The sequence below is a fragment of the Synechococcus sp. MIT S1220 genome (genome assembly GCF_047303025.1).
Taxonomy (GTDB): domain Bacteria; phylum Cyanobacteriota; class Cyanobacteriia; order PCC-6307; family Cyanobiaceae; genus Parasynechococcus.
Genome location: NZ_CP138939.1, coordinates 1,839,475 through 1,859,880, shown reverse-complemented (window position 1 = coordinate 1,859,880; position 20,406 = coordinate 1,839,475). Strand labels below are relative to the sequence as shown.

22 protein-coding genes are annotated in these 20,406 nt (G+C 51.8%); 15 read left to right on the top strand and 7 right to left on the bottom strand.

Annotation, left to right across the window (positions count from 1 at the left end):
- Window positions 1-10: 10 nt before the first annotated feature.
- The 8 genes from SIB64_RS09530 to SIB64_RS09495 all read left to right on the top strand — a co-directional run bounded on the left by SIB64_RS09530 (window position 11) and on the right by SIB64_RS09495 (window position 8,072).
- Window positions 11-571 (top strand): peroxiredoxin, encoded by a 561-nt coding sequence (locus SIB64_RS09530; RefSeq protein ID WP_413439998.1) that lies wholly within the window; start codon window positions 11-13, stop codon window positions 569-571.
- 52 nt (window positions 572-623) lie between these two features.
- Complete coding sequence (gene ggpS, locus SIB64_RS09525) at window positions 624-2,120, top strand: glucosylglycerol-phosphate synthase (RefSeq protein ID WP_413439997.1); 1,497 nt, start codon at window positions 624-626, stop codon at window positions 2,118-2,120.
- A complete protein-coding gene (locus tag SIB64_RS09520; protein ID WP_413439996.1) occupies window positions 2,117-3,385 on the top strand; it encodes an ABC transporter substrate-binding protein in 1,269 nt (422 codons plus the stop codon). The genes ggpS and SIB64_RS09520 overlap by 4 nt, the downstream gene beginning before the upstream one ends.
- The gene (locus tag SIB64_RS09515) at window positions 3,382-4,245 is read left to right on the top strand and encodes a carbohydrate ABC transporter permease (protein WP_413439995.1); all 864 of its coding nucleotides are present in this window, start codon (window positions 3,382-3,384) and stop codon (window positions 4,243-4,245) included. Before SIB64_RS09520 ends, SIB64_RS09515 begins: the two co-directional genes overlap by 4 nt.
- Window positions 4,242-5,060, top strand: a complete 819-nt coding sequence (locus SIB64_RS09510) for a carbohydrate ABC transporter permease (RefSeq protein ID WP_413439994.1) — start codon at window positions 4,242-4,244, stop codon at window positions 5,058-5,060. Before SIB64_RS09515 ends, SIB64_RS09510 begins: the two co-directional genes overlap by 4 nt.
- A 715-nt stretch (window positions 5,061-5,775) precedes the next feature.
- Window positions 5,776-6,741, top strand: a complete 966-nt coding sequence (locus SIB64_RS09505; protein WP_413439993.1) for an ABC transporter ATP-binding protein — start codon at window positions 5,776-5,778, stop codon at window positions 6,739-6,741.
- Between the two features lie 570 nt (window positions 6,742-7,311).
- Window positions 7,312-7,767 carry a hypothetical protein gene (locus tag SIB64_RS09500; protein WP_413439992.1) on the top strand — a complete coding sequence of 152 codons (456 nt, stop codon included), beginning with the start codon at window positions 7,312-7,314 and terminating at the stop codon, window positions 7,765-7,767.
- 32 nt (window positions 7,768-7,799) lie between these two features.
- Entirely contained in the window at window positions 7,800-8,072 is a 273-nt protein-coding gene (locus tag SIB64_RS09495; RefSeq protein ID WP_413439991.1) for a CorA family divalent cation transporter, read from the top strand.
- A 34-nt stretch (window positions 8,073-8,106) separates the two neighbouring features.
- Here SIB64_RS09495 and csaB read toward each other — a convergent pair whose 3' ends face one another.
- Window positions 8,107-9,168, bottom strand: coding sequence for a polysaccharide pyruvyl transferase CsaB (gene csaB / locus SIB64_RS09490; RefSeq protein WP_413439990.1), 1,062 nt, complete (start codon window positions 9,166-9,168; stop codon window positions 8,107-8,109).
- Window positions 9,169-9,424: 256 nt separating this feature from the next.
- Complete coding sequence (locus tag SIB64_RS09485) at window positions 9,425-9,682, bottom strand: hypothetical protein (RefSeq protein ID WP_413439989.1); 258 nt, start codon at window positions 9,680-9,682, stop codon at window positions 9,425-9,427.
- A 313-nt stretch (window positions 9,683-9,995) separates the two neighbouring features.
- Between SIB64_RS09485 and SIB64_RS09480 the strand changes: the two genes are divergently transcribed.
- The 3 genes from SIB64_RS09480 (at window position 9,996) to psaK (ending at window position 10,891) form a co-directional block, all read left to right on the top strand.
- Window positions 9,996-10,271 carry a DUF2499 domain-containing protein gene (locus tag SIB64_RS09480; RefSeq protein ID WP_413439988.1) on the top strand — a complete coding sequence of 92 codons (276 nt, stop codon included), beginning with the start codon at window positions 9,996-9,998 and terminating at the stop codon, window positions 10,269-10,271.
- Window positions 10,272-10,565, top strand: a complete 294-nt coding sequence (locus tag SIB64_RS09475) for a DUF3593 domain-containing protein (RefSeq protein ID WP_413439987.1) — start codon at window positions 10,272-10,274, stop codon at window positions 10,563-10,565.
- Between the two features lie 68 nt (window positions 10,566-10,633).
- Entirely contained in the window at window positions 10,634-10,891 is a 258-nt protein-coding gene (gene psaK / locus SIB64_RS09470) for a photosystem I reaction center subunit PsaK (RefSeq protein ID WP_413439986.1), read from the top strand.
- Between the two features lie 114 nt (window positions 10,892-11,005).
- On the opposite strand, the gene SIB64_RS09465 is transcribed toward psaK, so the two are convergent.
- On the bottom strand, window positions 11,006-12,208 hold the full coding sequence (locus SIB64_RS09465; RefSeq protein WP_413439985.1) for an NAD(P)/FAD-dependent oxidoreductase: 1,203 nt from the start codon (window positions 12,206-12,208) through the stop codon (window positions 11,006-11,008).
- 24 nt (window positions 12,209-12,232) lie between these two features.
- Window positions 12,233-14,167 (bottom strand): 1-deoxy-D-xylulose-5-phosphate synthase, encoded by a 1,935-nt coding sequence (gene dxs / locus SIB64_RS09460; RefSeq protein ID WP_413439984.1) that lies wholly within the window; start codon window positions 14,165-14,167, stop codon window positions 12,233-12,235.
- 79 nt (window positions 14,168-14,246) lie between these two features.
- On the opposite strand from dxs, the gene ilvA reads away from it, so the two are divergent.
- The 3 genes from ilvA to SIB64_RS09445 are packed head-to-tail and all read left to right on the top strand — an operon-like array spanning window position 14,247 to window position 16,650.
- Window positions 14,247-15,773, top strand: coding sequence for a threonine ammonia-lyase, biosynthetic (gene ilvA / locus SIB64_RS09455; protein ID WP_413442965.1), 1,527 nt, complete (start codon window positions 14,247-14,249; stop codon window positions 15,771-15,773).
- A 38-nt stretch (window positions 15,774-15,811) separates the two neighbouring features.
- Window positions 15,812-16,312: an SMC-Scp complex subunit ScpB gene (scpB, locus tag SIB64_RS09450; protein ID WP_413439983.1), complete on the top strand. Its 501-nt coding sequence runs from the start codon at window positions 15,812-15,814 to the stop codon at window positions 16,310-16,312.
- Between the two features lie 26 nt (window positions 16,313-16,338).
- The gene (locus tag SIB64_RS09445; protein WP_413439982.1) at window positions 16,339-16,650 is read left to right on the top strand and encodes a YggT family protein; all 312 of its coding nucleotides are present in this window, start codon (window positions 16,339-16,341) and stop codon (window positions 16,648-16,650) included.
- A 2,300-nt stretch (window positions 16,651-18,950) separates the two neighbouring features.
- Here SIB64_RS09445 and SIB64_RS09440 read toward each other — a convergent pair.
- The 3 genes from SIB64_RS09440 to SIB64_RS09430 form a co-directional block, all read right to left on the bottom strand.
- Window positions 18,951-19,133, bottom strand: a complete 183-nt coding sequence (locus SIB64_RS09440) for a hypothetical protein (protein WP_413439981.1) — start codon at window positions 19,131-19,133, stop codon at window positions 18,951-18,953.
- A gap of 139 nt (window positions 19,134-19,272) precedes the next feature.
- Window positions 19,273-19,590, bottom strand: a complete 318-nt coding sequence (locus tag SIB64_RS09435) for a hypothetical protein (RefSeq protein ID WP_413439980.1) — start codon at window positions 19,588-19,590, stop codon at window positions 19,273-19,275.
- A 45-nt stretch (window positions 19,591-19,635) separates the two neighbouring features.
- On the bottom strand, window positions 19,636-19,773 hold the full coding sequence (locus SIB64_RS09430) for a DUF1651 domain-containing protein (RefSeq protein WP_413439979.1): 138 nt from the start codon (window positions 19,771-19,773) through the stop codon (window positions 19,636-19,638).
- A 406-nt stretch (window positions 19,774-20,179) separates the two neighbouring features.
- Here SIB64_RS09430 and SIB64_RS09425 point away from each other — a divergent pair, with 406 nt between their 5' ends.
- Window positions 20,180-20,377: a hypothetical protein gene (locus SIB64_RS09425; protein ID WP_413439978.1), complete on the top strand. Its 198-nt coding sequence runs from the start codon at window positions 20,180-20,182 to the stop codon at window positions 20,375-20,377.
- Window positions 20,378-20,406: the final 29 nt, after the last annotated feature.

Here is a 20,406-nt window from a genome sequence, read left to right as displayed (position 1 = left end):
ATCCAGACGCATGCAGCGACGCGACCTTCTGATCCGATCCGCCGGGTTACTCGCTGCCCTGACGTTCAGGCCAAACCAACTGAGTGCCCTTGGCGGCCCTGTCCTCGAAACAGGTCGCATGGTGCCAAGCTTTGACCTCCCTGGGTCAAGCCGAACCAATCCAGAACAAAATCACTGGACTCTTGACGATTTCCGCGGCAAGTGGCTTGTTCTCTATTTTTATCCGAGAGATTTCACAGGTGGATGCACCATCGAAGCCAGGGGCTTCGAGAGCACGCATGAGGATTTTCTCTCCATCAATGCTGAAGTGGTAGGAATCAGCGCTGACAGTGTTGACGATCACGAATCTTTTTGTTCCAGCGAACAGCTGAGTTTTCCATTGCTCTCCGATCCCGATGGCAATGTGAGCAAACAGTACGGATCGTGGATGGCTCCTTACTCATTGCGTCATACCTTCTTGATTGACCCAGAGGGAGTGCTGCAAGAGCGCTGGGTGGCCGTTCGACCGTCGGGTCACGCCCAGGAAGTGATGGACTCACTGAGGAATCTGCAGAGCGACACCTCAATTTGACAAATGCGCTCCACTCGTGAAGGGTGGATTGAGCTTGCAGCTCCAGGACTGAATGGCAGTAGACGAGGGGCGCAGCTCATTCATCATTCTTTATCACCGAACCCCTTTCGATGAGGGAAAAGGTGAGCATGGGCAGCGGATCTGGATGGATCAGAAAAGCCCAAATGGCATTATCCCAACGCTGAGAAATCTTTTCCGCACAGCAAAGGATGGAACGTGGATTGCCTGGCGCCGTGTGGATGAGCCCGATAACGTTGAAGACGAAAGGATTACAATGGATAACCCGTCAGAGTTTACGTTACGTCGTATTCCATTACACGAACATCAAATTAATAGCTTTTATCACGTTACTTCGAAAGAATCTTTTTGGCCGATCCTCCATACATTTCCAACCCACTTCAATGTCAACAATGCTGACTGGGGGATCTTCGAGGAGGTCAACCGTCGTTTTGCAGAAGCTGCCTGCCGAGAGGCTGCACCCGGAGCCACAGTTTGGGTCCACGATTACAATCTTTGGCTTGCTCCTGGTTATCTGCGTGCACAACGTCCCGATCTAAAGATTGCGTTCTTCCATCACACCCCTTTCCCCAGCAACGACGTTTTCGCGATTCTCCCCTGGCGGGAGCAGATCCTTGAAAGTCTTCTTTGTTGTGATGTCGTCGGATTTCATATTCCCCGGTACACCGAAAACTTTGCTCGTGCAGCAAGCACATTGATCGGAGCGAAGCGTGGTCCCAAACAACCTGTCGACACAAAGTTCATCACGGTTGGATCTGCGCTTTGTGAAGCAACTGTGACGGAATGGCTGCAGTACAAGGATCAGAAAGTTGAGCTACTGAGTTCCCCGGTGGGAACCTCACCCGACGTGATCCAGGAACTTTCCTGGAGCGCCTCCGTTGAGAGTCACGGTGAGCTGATCGTGCAGGACACGAAAAAAGGCAGGAAATTGATCCTCTCCGCCAGCCGAGTTGATTACACCAAGGGCAACGAAGCCCTGCTTCTGGCCTTTGAACGTCTCCTGGAACGTCGAAAAGATCTTCATGGTGAAGTCGTCCTGATGTTGGCCTGCGTCGCAGCTGCCAGCGGCATGAAGATCTACGAGGAAACCCAAAGAACCATCGAAGAAATGGCGGGTCGAATTAATGGACGCTTCAGCCAGATCGATTGGGTCCCTGTGCGCTTCTCCACACGGCGAATTCCCTATGACGAAATGGTTGCCTGGTTCTGTCACGCGGATATCTGCTGGATCACTCCGTTGAGAGACGGTTTGAATCTCGTCGCGAAGGAATACGCAGCTGCAAGACGAAACAGGGGGGGTGTCCTCGTCCTCTCTGAATTCACTGGGGCGTCCGTTGTTCTCGATGGTGCGGTTCTCACCAATCCTTATTCCAATCGGCGCATGGATGAGGCCATTGAGGGTGCTCTGGCCATGTCAGAGGATGAACAGAGGGATCGCATGGGGCTGATGACAACAGCCGTTGAGCGATACACCGTCAAAGACTGGGCGGAAGAACAGATGACTGGCCTTCAGGAGCCCGTGGCCCCATGACGATCGGGCGACGGCTCCTGATCATGGTTCTCACTGTTTTGATGGTTCTTGGTTTCGGGGTGGGATGGAGCCGTGGCCAAGCAGTTGAAGACGTCAGGATCCTGATGCCTGCCCCGTTTGTTGATGCGACGGCATCACTTGTGGAACGCTTCAACGTCGATCATCAAGATCGGATCCATTTGTCGATCACGCGGGGCCCACTCGAAACGGAATCGATCAGTGATCTAGCGATCAGCAGCCTGCTGCTCGGGGACCCTCCTTTTGACAGTCTGCTGATGGATGTCACATGGCTTCCCAAATATGCCGAGGCGGGTTGGCTTGAACCTTTGGATCGCTGGTTTGACAGTGGCGATGAAGACGCCCTGATCAAAGGGGCACGGCTGGGCAACAGCTACAAGGACCATCTCTACCGCTGGCCTCTTGTGGCTGATGTGGGGATGCTGTATTGGCGAACGGACCTGATGGAGGAACCACCCACCACGCCTGATCAACTGATTGAAATCAGCGAGCGATTACAGGCCGATGGTTCTGCAAAGTACGGATTCGTCTGGCAGGGACGCCAGTACGAGGGGCTTAGCTGCGACTTCCTGGAAATCATCAGTGGATATGGAGGGCACTGGTTGAATTCGGTGACGGGTCAACCGGAACTCGACAGTGCAGCCGCGAACCAGGCGGCTCAATGGATGGAATCTCTCCTGGCCAAGGGCATCAGCCCAAGGGCTGTGACCAACTTTGCCGAGTCAGAAACGCTGCAGGCCTTCAAATCCGGAGACGCTGCCTTGATGCGCAACTGGCCCTATGCATTTGCCGAGCTGCAGAAGGATGACAGCTCAGTTCGAGGGAAGGTCGGGATTACAACGATGGTGGCCGAGCCTGGGCAACAACCAAGAGCAACCTTGGGAAGCTGGGGTTTGTCGTTGCTGAAGGGGTCACCTCACCAGGATGCGACGGTTGAAGCGATCCGCTTTCTCACCTCGGAAAGTGCGCAGCGCGAACGGTTCATGGAGAGGGGGTACACCCCGACCCAGCAATCGCTTTTCACTGATCCGGCCCTAACCACTCGTTCACCAGTGCTGCCCGACATCGGAAAGGCCCTGGATGTGGCGATCGAACGGCCACCCACCCCGCTCTATGCCCAACTGAGCGACGTGTTGCAGCGACGCCTCAGCGCAGTCCTCACGGGAGAGCAACCGGTGCAGCCCGCCATGGATGAGGCTCAGGCCAGCAGTGAAGTGATTCTCAAATCAGCAGGAGGAAGCGGATGAATGTTCTGCTGGCGTTACCGGCACTGCTGCTGATTGCCCTGGTGTTCGGGTGGCCAATGGCCCGCTACACCTGGCTCAGCTTCCACGCTGATTCCGTTCTTACCGGGCTGGTCCCCATCCCGAATGGGGGTGCCAACTGGGTTCGACTGTTGTCCGATGCACGGTTCTGGCAGGACAGCCTCCAGACCGCACGTTTCGCCGTGATGTCGGTGTCCTTGGAGCTGTTGCTCGCCTTAGCGATTGCGCTGCTGCTGGATCAGCGTTGGCGCGGTCGTGGTGCCGTACGTGCACTCACCTTGCTGCCCTGGGCACTCCCCACAACGATGATGGCCCTTGGTTGGCGATGGATTTTCAACACGCCCTACGGCCCGCTTGAGCAGCTCGCAGCTGCGCTCGGCCTGCCCAGCCTGAATCTCCTTGCTGACCCGAATTTCGCCTGGATGGCCACGGTCGCCGCTGATGTCTGGAAAACGACCCCGTTCATCACCTTGATTCTTCTGGCAGGACTGCAAACGATTCCTGCAGATCTTTATGAAGCCTTTCGCTTAGAGGGAGGCAAGCCCTGGCAAAGCCTGCGATCGATCACTCTGCCTCTTCTGACGCCATACATCCTGCTGAGCCTGTTGTTTCGACTGGCGCAAGCCTTCGGCGTTTTTGATCTGATTCAGATTCTCACCGGTGGGGGACCAGCCAGCAGCACGGAAAGCCTTGCTCTCTACGCCTACCTGAATGCGATGCGTTTCTTGGATTTCGGATACAGCGCGACGGTGATGCTGGGGGGATTTCTGATGCTGACAGTGATCATCGTTTTGGCAGCGATCGCACTGAGATCCATTGGCGTACTTCGACCCGTTAAATGATGAAACAACGGCAACTCTGGATCGTGCTGTTGCTGGCTTGGTCCCTCGCTCCGATGGTGTGGCAACTCATTAGTTCCTTCAGCACGAACGATGCGTTGATTGCAACGCCTATGGCGTTTCAAGAGCGTTGGACATTACAGAACTACAGAGAGCTCTGGCAAAGTAATCCACCATTCTGGCTTTATTTAATCAACAGCTCCATTGTTGCCAGTGTTTCCACATTGCTGACCTTGCTCCTTGCCCTTCCTGGTGCCTATGGAATAGCGCGGTTACCAAAATTATGGCGTCAAAATAGCCGACTATTCATCACGGCCGCAGCACTATTTCCCTACGTGCTGCTGTTTTTGGCCCTGCTGGAATTGGCAAGAACGTTTCAACTTGGCAACAACCTGATCGCTCTGGCTTTGCCTTACTCAGCACTTTCAATGCCCTTGGCCCTTTTGCTGCTCAGCGCAGCATTTGAGGGATTGCCTCAGGATCTTGAAGATGCAGCCTGCCTTGAAGGAATGGGGCTTCTGCAACGATTGCGCTGGATTTTGATTCCATTGATTAGTCCTGCCACTGCAAGCACGGGAATCCTTGTTTTTCTGTTTGCCTGGAATGAATATCCCGTAGCTCTAACTTGGATCAGCGATGCCAAGATGCTGACATTACCGGTTGCCATGGCCCGCATTGCTGGAACATCCGTTTATTCCATTCCCTACGGCGCCTATGCGGCAGCAACGGTGCTTGGATCTATACCTCTGCTTGTGCTTGTCCTGATCTTCCAAAGACAAATCGTTTCCGGACTGACCAATGGCGCCGTAAAAGGATAAATACAATGCCTATGCAAACTGCATTAACACGTTTCCATTCCAAGAAAAATCACTCGATAAGCACTCACATCGAAACATGATTCATCACCTGATCAACACCAGATCAATGGCCAGATCGATAAAAGAAAATAACAAGAACCAAGCATTAATCTACAACAACCCTTGCAAAAAGAATGGCCAAGAGCAACTGCCGACTTTCTTTGGTTAAAATACAAAATAGGTGGGCATGTTAACTCAACACATCGATGGAAAAATCTCAACCACTTTGAAGATTGAGAACACAGAGCCAACCTGCTGCCGCAACTCAAAATCGAAACCGCGCGCCGAACGAGTCCTCTGCGTTAAGATATGTAAAGCAGTATGAATGCATGCTGTTCGGCTTGTGCTGATGTTCGTCATCCATCAGCAGGGCAAAGAAGACAGTTTGAGCAGGGGGTGGAATCCCTGCTTTTTTTTGGAGAGTCAACGGAGCCAACCCGTCAACGGATGTGGGACAACCCCTGGCGTCGGCATAGAGGATGGAAGCGTTTACTGTCTTGGAGTAACCGAAGCCTCAAAACCCCACGACAAGCGCAGCCGATAAGACAACCCCGGTCTGCATCAAGCCTTGTCCAATCCGTACAAAGCAATCATGAAGGATGAGAGATCCCGAGGCTGGAATGCATTGTTCTGATCGACCCTGTGAAGCGACCTCTCTGGCTGGAGCATGACAGCGATGACGCTTGAGCTTCAATCGGTCGGTCGACGCTTCGGAGAGAACTGGATCCTTCGTCAACTTGATCTCAGCGTGAACGAGGGTGAATGCGTGGCCCTCTTGGGTGCAAGCGGATGCGGCAAAAGCACAGCCCTACGGTTGATTGCTGGACTTGATCAACCCGATGCAGGCCAGATCCTGATTCATGGACGAAGAGTTGATGGAATCCCGGCTCGTCAACGCAGGATCGGCATGGTGTTTCAGAGCTATGCCCTCTTTCCGCACCTGAGCGTTCGAAACAACCTGGAACTGGGTCTGAAAATCCGAGGTCTCCCAGTTGAAGAGCGCCAAAACCGCATCAGCGGCATGCTCGATGTCGTGAAATTAAGTGCACAGGCTGATCGTCTTCCTGCTCAACTTTCGGGTGGTCAACGTCAGAGAGTCGCATTGGCCAGAGCTCTTCTGCGCGATCCCCTCATCTATCTGCTGGACGAACCGATGAGCAATCTTGATGCCCAGCTGCGAGATGAACTACGTCCTGAGCTGAAAAAACTCATTCTTAATGGTCCTCAGCCGGTCATTTATGTCACCCATGATCAACAAGAGGCCATGGCTCTCGCCGATCGCATAGCCGTCATGCGATCCGGACAGATCGAACAGATCGGAAGTCCTCAGGAGTTATACGACAAGCCGATGACAACTTACGTCGCACAATTCATCGGCCGACCACCCATGAACCTTTTAGAGGATGACGACGTCATGGTCGGAATCAGACCAGAACATCTCTATTTCGATGCTGAAGGGATGCCATGCGAACTGATCAATCGTGAATGGCACGGTGCCAGCCAGCAATTCATTCTCAACAGTCCTCGCGGCGAACTTCAGATGATCTCTAGCGGAGACACAATCGTTCCGGAGCGACCCGCTGTGGCGTGGAAGCGGGACCTGGAACATCGTTTTTCAAAAAGCAGCGGCTTTCGTCAATAGGAACAGGTACAGAAACAAAAGCAATGTGGACATAACAACATTGCAGAGCTGGGGTCTTAGCTCAAGACAACTCGCCCCTAACTGCCCAAACTAAAGGGAGTCAGGCTGAGGACAGACCTGCAGGATGCATAGTGCACAAGACAATCCACTGAGAGCGACCAACACAGAGCCCAAACTTCTTGATGAGCGGCCAGGTTTTTCATCACGAACATTGGAACGTACTGGCGGAAGAGCAACAACTCAGATCCGAGTTTTTAAGTTTAAACGTCCATACGCCTCAATGATTACACGTCCCAAGGCAATGAATTGAATCAGCCAAAAGCTCACATACCAGGAATTGCGAGCAATAAAAAACCATGGATCGGATGTTTTATGGATCCAGATCAAAGGGCTTGCCGATCTGCAGACAATCGAAGAAACCTTGATGGCCGTCAACGTAGAGCAAAATGATATATCGTTGTTAATCTCTCATCCACAAGCCAATCATTTCCAGATCTTCAATGGCAATCTGTTAGCAACACTGCATTATTTATCAATCCAAGAAAACAGAGGCATGCGATTAGAGAGAGCATGCAATTTTGCTTGCTACTCAAGCCAGGATTACTGATCAGCATCGAAGAAGATCCTCACCAGAAAGCCTTTATCACTGTCGAGAAACTAGTTCGGGAAAAAGCGCAAAAGCAGGCACAAATAAGACTCGAAAAAATTGCTCAACTCCTGATCAATGAAACGTTGTGTGCATACAACAACGCCCTCGATAGAATTTCATATCATCTCGACGGATTAGAGGAAATCTGCCTCAACATGCCCTCCTCGAGAATTCTGAATCATCTCATCCTGGTTCGAGGGATCCTGAGAACAATTCGACGGCAGTTAATGATGCTGCAAACATCTCTTTCACCACTGCTACACGGTCAATACACTCACCTGGATTCTCGACGAGAAGCCTGGCTCAGAGAAAGCCAAGGTTCATCAATCAAATTCTCCAACTCGAATCCAACGCTCATCAGAAAGTCTCCAGTGTGATTGAGACATGCATAGCCAATGCGTCCTATCAGATGAATCAAATCATGAAAACACTTGCAATCGTAAACACAATTTTTACGCCATTAACATTTATTGTTGGCATCTATGGAATGAACTTCGAAAACATGCCCGAACTCCAATCACAATATGGCTATCAATTGATCCTGGGCGCAATGGCATTGATCGCATTAATGACGGGCATCCTGTTGTGGCGAGGCGGCTGGATTATTCTTCCAATGCAATTTAAAACTAAGGGGCAAGCAATTAAAAACAAAGAAAAGACACTTCAGAGCAAGCACAATTGATCAACCAAAACATATATCCCAGTATCAACCAAAATCAAAAGTGTCGTTTCAACCAACCGGCATGGGCTGATGCCTGATCACGGATCTGCTGAACAGCATTGGGATCGGCAGGCTGATCGAGCACAGAACGCCACTGTGTAATCAGCTGATCTGTCGATGGGAGTGGTCGCAAAGAAGACCAAACCACACCAGACATTGACGCTGCTGCTTCAACTTTTGGATCATAACTTAAAGCAGCCATGGGACAACAGGTGAGTCGAGCCAGAATCAACGCATGCAGCCGCATCGGCAGAACTATCCTGGCCTCACGCACCGCATCAAAGACCTCTTGAATAGAATTCGGCACTACAGTGTTACTACGTTGTATCAACGTTTCAGGAACTAAATCAAGGTCGCAAAGATCATTCAGCAAGTTGGCATCCTGATGTTGATGAAAGGCAAGCCAATGAACAGGTGCATCCAGTTCCGAAGCCAATTGATCAACCGCTGAAAGCAAACCTCTCCAACCCTTGCCATCGAGCAGTGGCGTAGGTCGCCAACTGAGCACAATTGAGACACCACCGGTCCAGGATTGCATCGGCATCTGCCAAACGGGATCGGGCCCTATGCAGCTCGGAAGTCTTGGCGCCCAGCGCCGCGCCAGGTCGAAGGAGCGTTGATCACGCCAACTGGCAGATGTGCATAAAGGAAGAACCCAGTGCACGATCAACCGGCTGAGACGATGATCCAGAGGACCCAGCCCTTGACCCCAAAGAAAAACGCGACGACCTCGACAACGAGACCAGATAATTAGAACAAGGTAATAGAAAAGACTCTTCTGACTGGTGCTGTCCTGAAGCAGGCTTCCACCTCCAAAGATCACAGCCTGTACGCGATTGACACTTCCAAGAACAGCACGAATGGAACGTCGGTTCACGACCATCGCATCGGCACAGAAAGGCTGAACCGAGACAGAATTTCGAGCCGTGATCAGAGGACGGCAGCCCCACGGCAGATCCTCCAGGAGGACCTGAAGCAAAGCATCGTCACCAAGATTGTCTTCTCCGTAGTATCCGCAGAGCAGAACGACAGTTGCTTTGGTCGTTCCGACGGTCATCGTCACTGGAGGATGCAGCCGAGTCAAACTCTATGCGCAACCGAACCCCAGAGAGCAGCCTTTCGTTTCGAGGGGAAAAGAACCCTACGGAACAGAATGATGATCAAAACGCGACTCTCCAACTCAAAATCGAGTTGGGTCCGATGGATTGACAAGGCTTGGCAGATATCATTCAAAAAAGTTTCTCTCACGAAGATATTGGCATGACATCTTCAAACAAGATTACAAACAACGCCTCATAAATCCGAAAGCTTACTCACATCGAGATGGACTGAATGATGATTTTATTCAGCGGAAGAGAGAGCAAGTATTCTCCAGCAATCGACGCATTGATTTCTGCATGAATCAGGCGGTTCAGATTTGAGTCAAATTCAATAATCGCGCACGCGTTAAGCAAATTCTTCTCATCGCAAATCAATTTCAAAACGCGCATACTGCCGACGAGACTCGTATAGATCAGCCAGCCAGTGCTGCAACAGATTTCGAACACAAAAAAGAATGATTCAAAACCCATTCAATCTTCAGCCAAAAGCAACAGTCTTATGAATCGGAATGCATGAGGAATAAACGCGATGTTTATAACAATGAATTCGCCTTATTGGCTGTCTGAATCTTGGTTCACTAGAGATAGAAGGACTGAATTCACCTTGCCTTCCTGAAAAGAACCGATTGATCGGACGAAACCAATACTGCGTTTCCCCTTGTGATGCGTCTCTGAGCGCTTGTTCCGCCCCGATGCGATTGTTGAAGCACCTTCGCCCCCATGAACTGAAGCGGCCAGAGGGCTGATCTGTCTTTCTAGTCTTGGGACGAAATCGACCTGGTGCATGCACTCCCTATCGATCGGCACCTGGTGGATTCACGTGGCCTCCGTCATCGAGTGGTGCCTAGCGATCGTCCTGCTTGAACGACGTGGTTTTCGAGGCATGGCCCTTGCGATGTTGCCCGCTCTGGTCAGCGCCATGGCCGCCTGCACATGGCATTTGTTTGACAACAGCGAAGACCTGCGCGGGCTTGTGGTGCTCCAGGCCGGATTCACGCTCCTGGGCAACACGGCATTGGCTTTCGCCGCTTGGAAACTCAACCAGGCCCAGGAGGTTTAGATGAACTTGAGCAGCATCGATCCTTCCCCCTTTTTTGCGCTCTCTCTTGTTCCATATCTGTTGTTTCTTCGGTGGGCTGGCCGGTGCGGTCGCTTTTCCGAAACCGTGTTGTGGGGATTTCGGCTCACCCTTCTATTTGTTGCGGTGACGATTGCTGCGGCGCTTGTCGCTCTGCGCTGCTGTGAGGCGGAACTGGTCGCCATCGACCCGCTGCACGGTGGTGCCGAAGCGTTCCTGACCCTTAGCAATGCGGTGCTTGTCTGGGGGTTACTGCAAAAAGGAAAAAAAGAGTAAACAACTCTTAAGAGTCCAAGTCAGTTGACGGCTGACCTCAGATGATGAGACGTCGCTCCATGGACTGAATGCTGACTCCCCTCTTCGCTATCGCTCCCGCAACCCTGTCCTGGTCGCCGAAAGTCGCCCTGGTCATGATCGTGTGCAACGTGATCGCCATTGCTGTCGGCAAAGCCACCATCAAGCATCCCAATGAAGGTGCTCAGCTTCCTAACCCTGCATTCTTCGGCGGCATGTCCCATGCCGCACTGTTGGGAACCACAAGCCTGGGGCACATCATCGGCATCGGTGCGATTCAGGGTCTGGCTGCTCGCGGAATCCTCTGACATACCTTTTCAAATTGATTCACCCGCCGATCAAAATCCCAATCAGGTTGGGGATTTTGATCGGCCTTTCTGTTGAAAAGCTTTCCAAGGAGAAGCATCAGAAAACATGAGAGGTCAAAACACATAGGGAAGCAGCCTTAATCCATACCGCTCAAATCGGTAGTCAAAGAAGAGAGACGAAAGATCCGCAGCATCCGCTCTCTTTGACAGGCCTTCAATCAATCGGGACATCCTCAGGTCAGCACGTTCCGACTTCAGACCAAACCAGGTGCGTTGTGCCAACCGTCCCGACCATCCCCAGCGTCGGCCCAGCTCCGAATGGAGCGTATGCCGATAACTTCGTCTCAACTTCTGCCAAGACTTTGCAGACCCCTGTTGGTCCTGAAGCAACGACGCCAGCAGATCAGCACTTTTGATGGCGTAGCGAATCCCTTCCCCCCCAAGCAGATTCGCCGTGCTTGCTGCATCACCAATGGCGATCAGTGAGCCGCCACCCAGATTTTCCAAACGCCGAACAGTGCTTGACACCACCCCTCCATGGCGATCGAGAACGGGACATCGATTGAGATCAAAACAGATCAGAAGCCGTTGAAGGTCGCGCTGAAGACCTGAAAGATCACTTGCTTTGCTCGAAGGGGGAGGCAGCCTGCACACGCCGACTTTGAGGCGATACCCATCCATCGGGAAAACCCATCCGTAGCCATGCCTGATCCATCTGCTGCCCAGCAGGAAGCTCAAACGATCTCTCCAGCGTGCTGAAGACTTGGGGTCAGCCTGGAGAATCCACTCCACTCCATGGCCAGTCAGCAGGGGATCGCGGCTGGAATCAACAGGGATGCCGGCCTGACGAAGCAGGGCACGCCGTGATCCTGTGGCATCCACCAGAAGATCAACGCGGCGCTCCTGGCGATGGCCATGTCGTTGATGAATCCAGACATCAGCCCCTTCCGAACGCAACCGCTTCAGCTGAACACGACAACCTTTCAGGAGCTCGACACCAGACCGCTCAGCCTCTTGCCATAACAAGGCTCTGAATTGAGCGAAATCAAGAACGACCCCCAGTGAATCTGTAGCCCACCACTGGTATTCAAGTCCGCGCGGATCGATGACCTGCCAGCCGCTCCAAACTGATGACCAGCATTGCCTAGGGATCCTGAGAACCTCTGCCTCTGATTGAGACAATGCAGCACTGGAGAAGGCATTGGTTGCTGGAGATGAAATTTGATCAGCGAGAACAACCGCATGACCCGCTGATGCCAAATGTCTTGCCAGTCGAGCACCTGCAGGACCGGCACCTGCAATCAGAATCTTCAGCAACGGGCGGGGAACTCAGGGCGTAGCTCAGGACGAGAGAAGTCCGTAATGAGCTTCTGACTGCTGTTCAAGCGAAGGAGCTAGTTGAAACCTCTCGCGGATCCGTTCCGCCATCTGAACAGGCGTGAGACCGAGCGCTTCCTTGCTCTGCTGCGGCGTGGCGTGATCGACAAGCTGGTCTGGAATACCAATCCTGAACAGTTCCACGGGGATTGAGGCATCGCTCAGTGATTCCAGAACAGCTGCTCCAAACCCCCCGGCAAGAGCACCCTCCTCCAAGGTCACAACACGCTTGATACGACGGGCCAGTGGATGAATCAGGGCCGCATCAAGGGGTCGCAAGAAGCGCGCGTTGACCACAGTGGCCGACAGCCCGCTTTCCTCCAGCAGGGTTGCCGTGTCAAGCGCTGGTTGAACCATGGCGCCATAGGCCACGAGCAAGAGGTCATCCCCCTCGCGCAACGACTCGCCACAACCGAGTGCAAGCGGTTCCCAGCCCTCTTCCATCAACGGAACACCGATACCGGAGCCCCTTGGAATACGAAGCGCTGTTGGCCCGTCATGGGACAGACAGGTGACAAGCATGCGTTGCAATTCAGCTTCATCTTTCGGAGCCATCACGGTGAAGTTGGGAATGGCCCGCATGTAGCTGATGTCGTACTGGCCCTGGTGGGTTGGTCCATCCGCGCCAACGATTCCGGCGCGATCGAGCACGAATGTGACGGGCAGGTTCTGAATGCCCACGTCGTGAATCAGTTGATCGAAGGCCCGCTGAAGGAATGTGCTGTAGATGGCAACGACAGGTCTGAGGCCTTCGCATGCCATCCCCGCTGCAAGGGTGACGGCATGCTGTTCAGCGATGCCAACGTCGACGTACTGATCGGGAATGGCCTTCTGAAGCAGGTCCAGTCCGGTTCCCGTGGCCATCGCGGCCGTGATTCCAACAACCTTGCTGTTCTGCTCACAGAGCTTCACAAGCGTTTGCCCGAAGACCTTGCTGTAACTGGGCGGCTTTGGAGTCTTCGAGGGTATGGCCTTGCCCGTGGTGAGATCAAAGGCTGATTGCGCGTGGTAGCCGACCTGGTCCGCTTCGGCATAGGGATAACCCTTGCCCTTGGTCGTGACCACATGGACCAAAACCGGCCCTCCTTCCCGGTGAGCTGCCTGGAAAGTCCGCACCATCTCGGCGATGTCATGACCATCAATCGGACCCATGTAGGTGAATCCAAGTTCCTCGAAGACAGCACCGACCTTCGGCACGGCCAATCGACGCATGCTGCCTTTGAGACGGTTGAGTTCCGCAGGTAATTCACCTCCCATAAACGGAAGATGACGGACGCTTTCCTCAACACTCCCGGAGAGGAACTGCATCGGCGGACTCAACCGGGCCCGATTCAAATAGGTCGATAGGGCTCCGACGGGCGGGGAGATGGACATGTCGTTGTCGTTCAACACGACAACCAAAGGAGTCTCAGGGAGATGTCCGGCATGGTTGATTGCCTCAAGCGCCATGCCACCGGTGAGAGCTCCATCACCGATGACGGCGACACAGCGAAAATCCTCACCTCGCCGGTCCCTCGCCAGGGCCATGCCCAGGGCGGCGGAGATGGACGTGCTGGCATGCCCGGCGCCGAAGTGATCGAAGTCGCTCTCAGAGCGCTTCAGATAACCAGCCACCCCACCTTTCTGACGCAGGGTGTCGAAGCTGTCGTAGCGACCGGTGATCAGCTTGTGCGGATAGGCCTGGTGGCCCACATCCCAAACGATTCGATCCCGATCAAGATCAAGTGTTTGATACAGAGCCAGAGTGAGTTCAACAACGCCAAGTCCAGGGCCGAGGTGTCCTCCACTGGTGGACACCACCTCAAGGTGGCGTTCACGGATCTGACGGGCAACGTCCGTGAGCTCAGCGGTGCTGAGTCCATGCAGCTGGTTCGGATGGCTCAGATCTCCGAGATGCATGCACATGCACACCAATTCCCGCAATCTACGAGGTCCATCCCATCAGCGAATGAAGGTCGACTGGAATGAGAATGGCGAGATGACCGACTACCTGCAGAGGATCCTCCGAGCACGCGTCTATGACGTCGCTCGGGAAACCCCCCTGGATTACGCGCCAAACCTCAGTCGTCGACTGAGCAACAGCATCTGGCTGAAGCGGGAGGACCTGCAACCGGTGTTTTCGTTCAAGCTGCGAGGCGCCTACAACCGCATGGCCCAGCTCAGCGAGGCGGAGCTGCAGCGAGGCGTTATCGCATCAAGCGCCGGCAACCATGCCCAGGGGGTTGCCTTAAGCGCATCGCGGCTGGGATGTCGCGCCGTGATCGTGATGCCGAGCACCACCCCGGAGGTGAAGGTCCGTGCCGTGAAGTCCCTTGGGGGTGAAGTGGTGCTCCACGGAGAAACCTATGACGAGTGTTCAGCAGAGGCTCGCCGACGCTGTGAAGCGGAGGAATTGACGTTCATCCATCCCTTTGATGATCCAGAAGTCATCGCCGGCCAAGGCACGATCGGACTTGAGATCATGCGTCAGTGCGACAAACCACCGACCGCGATCTATCTCGCCGTCGGTGGCGGCGGTTTGATCAGTGGGGTTGCGGCCTACGTCAAGGCGCTTTGGCCCGAAGTGGAGGTGATCGGTGTTGAACCGGAGGATGCCGCAACCATGACCCGCTCTCTGGAGGCTGGAGAACGGGTGGAACTGAGTCAGGTTGGCTTGTTTGCTGATGGAGTGGCCGTTCGTCAGGTGGGGCAGGAAACATTTCGCCTGGCACAACGGCATGTCGATCGGATGGTCACCGTCGACACCGATGCCATCTGCGCAGCAATCAAAGATGTTTTTGAAGACACCCGATCGATTTTGGAACCGGCAGGGGCCCTGGCGGTGGCGGGGCTGAAACGCGATGTAGCGGACCGTGAGCTTCGAGAGGAGTCACTCGTGGCGGTGGCCTGCGGCGCCAATATGAATTTCGACCGTTTGCGATTCATTTCTGAACGGGCCGAACTCGGAGAAGAGCGTGAGGCGATGCTGGCGGTGGAAATCCCTGAGGCCCCAGGAAGCCTGAGGTCGCTGTGCAACGAATTGGCGAGCCGAAGCCTGACGGAGTTCAGCTACAGGATGAGTGAAGGCCAACGGGCCCAGATATTCATTGGAATCCAGGTCCGTGGGGAACAGGACCGGATCTCACTGGTGAACAGCCTCACGAGCCGTGGATTTCCCTGCCATGACCTGAGTCAAAACGAGTTTGCCGTAGTGCACCTCCGGCACATGGTGGGCGGTCGACTGCCCGCTTCGGCACGTCCTGCGCAGCGGAACTATCAGGAACTTTTATACCGCTTTGAATTCCCGGAACGCCCAGGGGCTTTGATGTCCTTTGTCAGTGCCCTTCACCCTGAATGGAGCATCAGCATTTTTCACTACAGGAACCACGGCTCTGACACTGGCCGGATCGTCGTTGGCGTGCTGGTGCCCAACGAAGACATGGCGGGCTGGAACCGCTTCCTCGAGAAGCTCGGCTATCCATGCTGGGATGAAACTGAAAATTTGGCCTACAGCCTGTTCCTCTAAGGGATCGGACGTTACTTTGATGCATTCGTGGGGTTGCGATGCATGCTGAGCCATCCCTTGCTTCCCGGTTGGAGGCGATCCTTTATCTGAAAGGCCGACCGGTCTCAGCAAAGGAGCTTGCGGAACTGGCTCAGGCTGAACGTCAGGAGGTGGAGCAGGCCTTGTTAGTGCTCACAACTGGGTATGCCCAGCGCGATACCGCCCTCGAAATCATTGAACAGAAGGGGCGTTACTGCCTTCAGCTCAGACCAGGCCTCAGTGATCTTGTTCAAGACATGTTGCCTGTGAATTTGTCCACAGCAACGCTGAGGACGTTGGCGACCATTGCCCTGAAAAAACGGATTCTTCAGTCTGAACTGGTGGATCTAAGGGGTTCAGGTGCGTATGACCACATCAAGGAACTGCTGGCTCAGGATTTCATTGAACGCAAACGACAGACCGATGGTCGGTCGTACTGGCTGACGCTTTCAGAAAAATTTCACAGGACATTCTCCGTTCTGCCTGACATGTCCACCCCCGGACTTGCCGGGCCTGCATAAAGTCAGCACAGTCCCAACAAGCGTCCGTGGAAACCGCAGCTCTTTCCCAAGGCCTGGCAGTACTGCTGAATGTTCTCTCGGTAGCGATCAATTTCTACCTGCTGGTGCTGTTTGTTCGCGTGATCCTCAGTTGGTTCCCCAACATCGATCCCAGCAATCCCCTCTTCGCAACCCTCACCTCAATCACGGATCCATACCTCAACATGTTTAGGGGACTGATCCCTCCCATTGGTGGAATTGACTTGTCTGCACTCCTTGCATTCTTCGTCCTGAGACTGCTCCAGAGCTTGCTTCAAACCTCCAGCTATCAGTTCGGAGGGCTCGCTGGTGGCTTCTGAGATGACGGTCTCCGAACCCGGCTTATGAGCAAGGGAGGCAAGACTTCCGATCTGAATTTCAAACCGATTTGATCAGATCCATAAAGCTAACAATCGTATCGAGAGTCCCAATGGCTGATCGATCGATTTGTCCTTTCTGGAATTCCCTTTTTAACTTTAATCAACGCGGTTAATTGCAATCAAGACCACTCTCCACAACATCAGACTCTTCTTCAAAACATCAATCTCAATCAATACAAGCAAAAATAAATCAAAAATCCTGTCAATACGACAACAGCGTCCTCAGAACAAAGGCGTCAATCACTTGATTGATTATTCAAGCAGAATTATAAATAATCCTAACAAAAAATGCTATCATCTTTAGGACCCATGCACTCAATGACGATCAAAGAGAATTCAATTTTTTTTTAAATTAATCCACGAGGCCATCGCCATGACCCAGCATGATTGCGTTGTAGGCAGTGCGAAGTGCAAGAAAACGATCCATCAAAGAGAACACCTCACGAACAATCAAACAATCGCGCCCACCACTCCCATCATCCAGCTCAAAACCATTGAAAGCAGTTGGGAGAGATTGGGCCTACGTCTACAGGTGTGCGATGCACGTTTCATTGTGCTAGACGCTGAGGTCACAAGGTAGGCGCGAATCAAAGCCCAATAGCATTTCAACGTCGCCGGGCAATGACTCTGTTCGCAATGAACCCGAGTAACAGTATGTTTCTCCTCAGTGACGAAGGCACCACTAAAAGTAGAAAATAATGGCGTCATCTGTAATCATTATGACAAACGACACTGGCACATGGGTTGACAACAAGCCACCTGCCTTCTCAGAAAAGCTATGGCGGGGACTTGCTCTTGTTGGCGCCTTGCACTTGGCAGGAATGCTTGTGAATATCATTTTCCAGATGCTGGGCAACAACAGCCTGGATGGCATTCCCGCCAAATTCCTAGGCCTCTAAAACACAGTCCAATCCGTGGTCGAGCCATCCCTAAGGCCAGTCGACCACAAAAGACATTCACCACGCTCAAAGAGCAAACACACTGATATCGCTTCAAAAATTATCCATCCGCTCAACTGGATCAAGTTCGCATGGAATAATCAAGATCAAAAAATATTTTTTAATTCTGCGACATCGGAATATCTTAAAAGTCCTATTACAGGAGCTATAATTAATAGGGCCGTGAAATCAATTAAACCACTCTCCAGCATCATAAATAAGCATGAGCAAAAGAACGCAAAAATTAATTTAATCAATCCATAGCTTGATCCAGCTAGAATGCATCGTCTCTTGCAATTCAAAGCAAAAGGCATAAAGAATTTATTCTTACGCAGTTAATCATTGCTAATACTTAAGAATATCCCATCTGAGGTTAATAACTCCCACCCACCAGCTTGTATTGAAGATATTCAAAGCAGATTTGTACAGACTTGAAAAGATATACATTAGGCATCAGATCACAAGGCTAAACAGATGGATCTAGATGCGTTCCATGACATCTATGGGAAGCGTAAGACCTGATCAAGTTTGAATTGGTCCCGAACGATAAGGCTCTACTGGAGCATATCCTTCCTAGACCCATTGACCAACAACCAGCGCTCTTGACCAATTCCACAAAACATAAACGCGTCGCTAGCTACTATCATAATGTATAAATCAATCGATCTAAACCAAAGTTGAGGCCTAATAGTGGCTTCATCAATGATGTCAAAACAGATGCTAGCGGGGTGATTCATACAGGACATGCAAAGAAGATTCCGTTCAAACGACCTACTACTTTAGAGTTCGATTCATAGCAATCCGAACAGACTCAACAACGTCGACGTAAGAATGCACAGTATCAAAATCTACGACAATGGCGTCAACAACAGCTAGGCCCTTCCGCCTTTCAGCAAAAGATGCAGCAATGCAGGCAAGACCGTGGTTTGAATGTGATGAACCAAGGCTACTAAATCTAATTGAATCCCTATGTCAAAAACCTACAACCCTTCATCTACGACTACTAGGATCACAACAATTGAATACGCAGTAATGACAATAGGAGATCACTTTTTCATTCCTGTGAATAGTGATATTCATAGCGATGGAGATGGAGATGGAGATGGAGATATGGCGGACCAGCTTGCCCAATGCAATGTTATGACTGCTCTAGGAGTTTAGAAGGTAGTCTCATGATCATTGGCGAGGTGGCCGAACATAAGCAGCCTCAAGAGCGACCAATCACGGAAATGATTCGCCAAGATTTCGTACGACCCTTGAGACTCTTTGTAGCCCGATTGAGTGGCTCCAACAAAAGACTAATTAGATGCCACATTTTGGATTCATTGACTTGCTTAATTCTATCGCTTCTTCTACTAAAGGAATATTGTCGTCTTCTTCAGCAGCTTCGAGAATAGCTTCAACAAAAGCCGAAGGATAGCCTTGATCTAAAAAACCATTTTTAACTCCCTCGCATAGTGCAGTGAAGCCGCAGTGCAAAAACATTACAAGACAAGCCTTGAATGTTTCCTCGCTGTTGTTGCAAACATCTGAGTATAAAGATTTTGGTTGAGCCTATACTGGTACTGTTGAGAATAGCAGTGCGCCAATGAGTGGAAGTAGTTTCATAGTTGCTTGAATAACTTCATGGTTTGATTGGACAATTCGGATACTCTTCAAATACAGATTGTGCTCCTTTGTTCCACAAAGCCACCTCGTCCCAACCTTTATAGCCCTCCCAAAACTTTGTTAATTGCTCTGTCGAAACTACACCTCTTTCATCTAATTCACAAAGCGTGCCCGTAATATAAACTGAAGAAATCCATTCGCTAACTCCCCCGCAGAGTTTAATGTTTTCTTCTGTAGCATTACAGGCTTTATCTAACTCCTCAAATGATTCAAAAGCCTGAACGGGTGCCGCTGAAAGAAGGAGAGCACCAAATACTGGAAAGAACTTCAGCATTAACTTCTGCACTAACTCTATCTACCCTAATCCCTTCATTCCTTTCTACACCTTGCTATGAGCTCCCCATAACGGCCTACAAGGTTTCCAGCCATTGCGCTTCATCGACTTCCAAAGCTCTACAGCTTCTGGCTTCCGTAGATGACGCCTGCTTTTAAGAAGAGCTGGTTGACCCTCTGGCATTTCCTTTCAGTAATCCACGAACAGCATTGGATCACGCAGCAAGGACTTTTCGTCTCGATGGAATCTGGCTACTAGACCTTCTTGATGGATCAACCAGCCCTCAGCCATAATTACTCCTAGGACAGTACATGCATACCAGCTCAGATGGGTGGCGTTGATGTGTCGCCATCGATCTCCCGACAAAACAACTCACACACACCGGCCCCGTTAAGTGCGGTTTTTTTGTTGGAATCCCTGTCTTGCGTTGGATTTGAGGGAAGCGGGACCGCTTCACCAAGCTTTCACCAGTAACCCGTGGCATCCACACCAGAGAGGAACAGGAGTATTCACCAAGAGGGATGTGATCTTGTGAATGTCGAGGGCAACACAGCTCAAGGCAAGACACACAACACACTCCCTTTGACCTATGAGCAACACTCAACTCACGACCAACCAAACTGACCAGGAACTTTCGGTGGATGATCTATCTAATGTGAATGGTGGTGGTCCAGTCGCTGTGGCCGGTTGGCTTGCTTTAAATGCGCTTACCGGAGGTATCCCAGCAATGATCGACTTAGCAAATGGTTCGCCTCACCTTACAGAGTTGCAGAATACTAAGTATTGATTCCTGAAGATGACATTGGACCCCCGTCA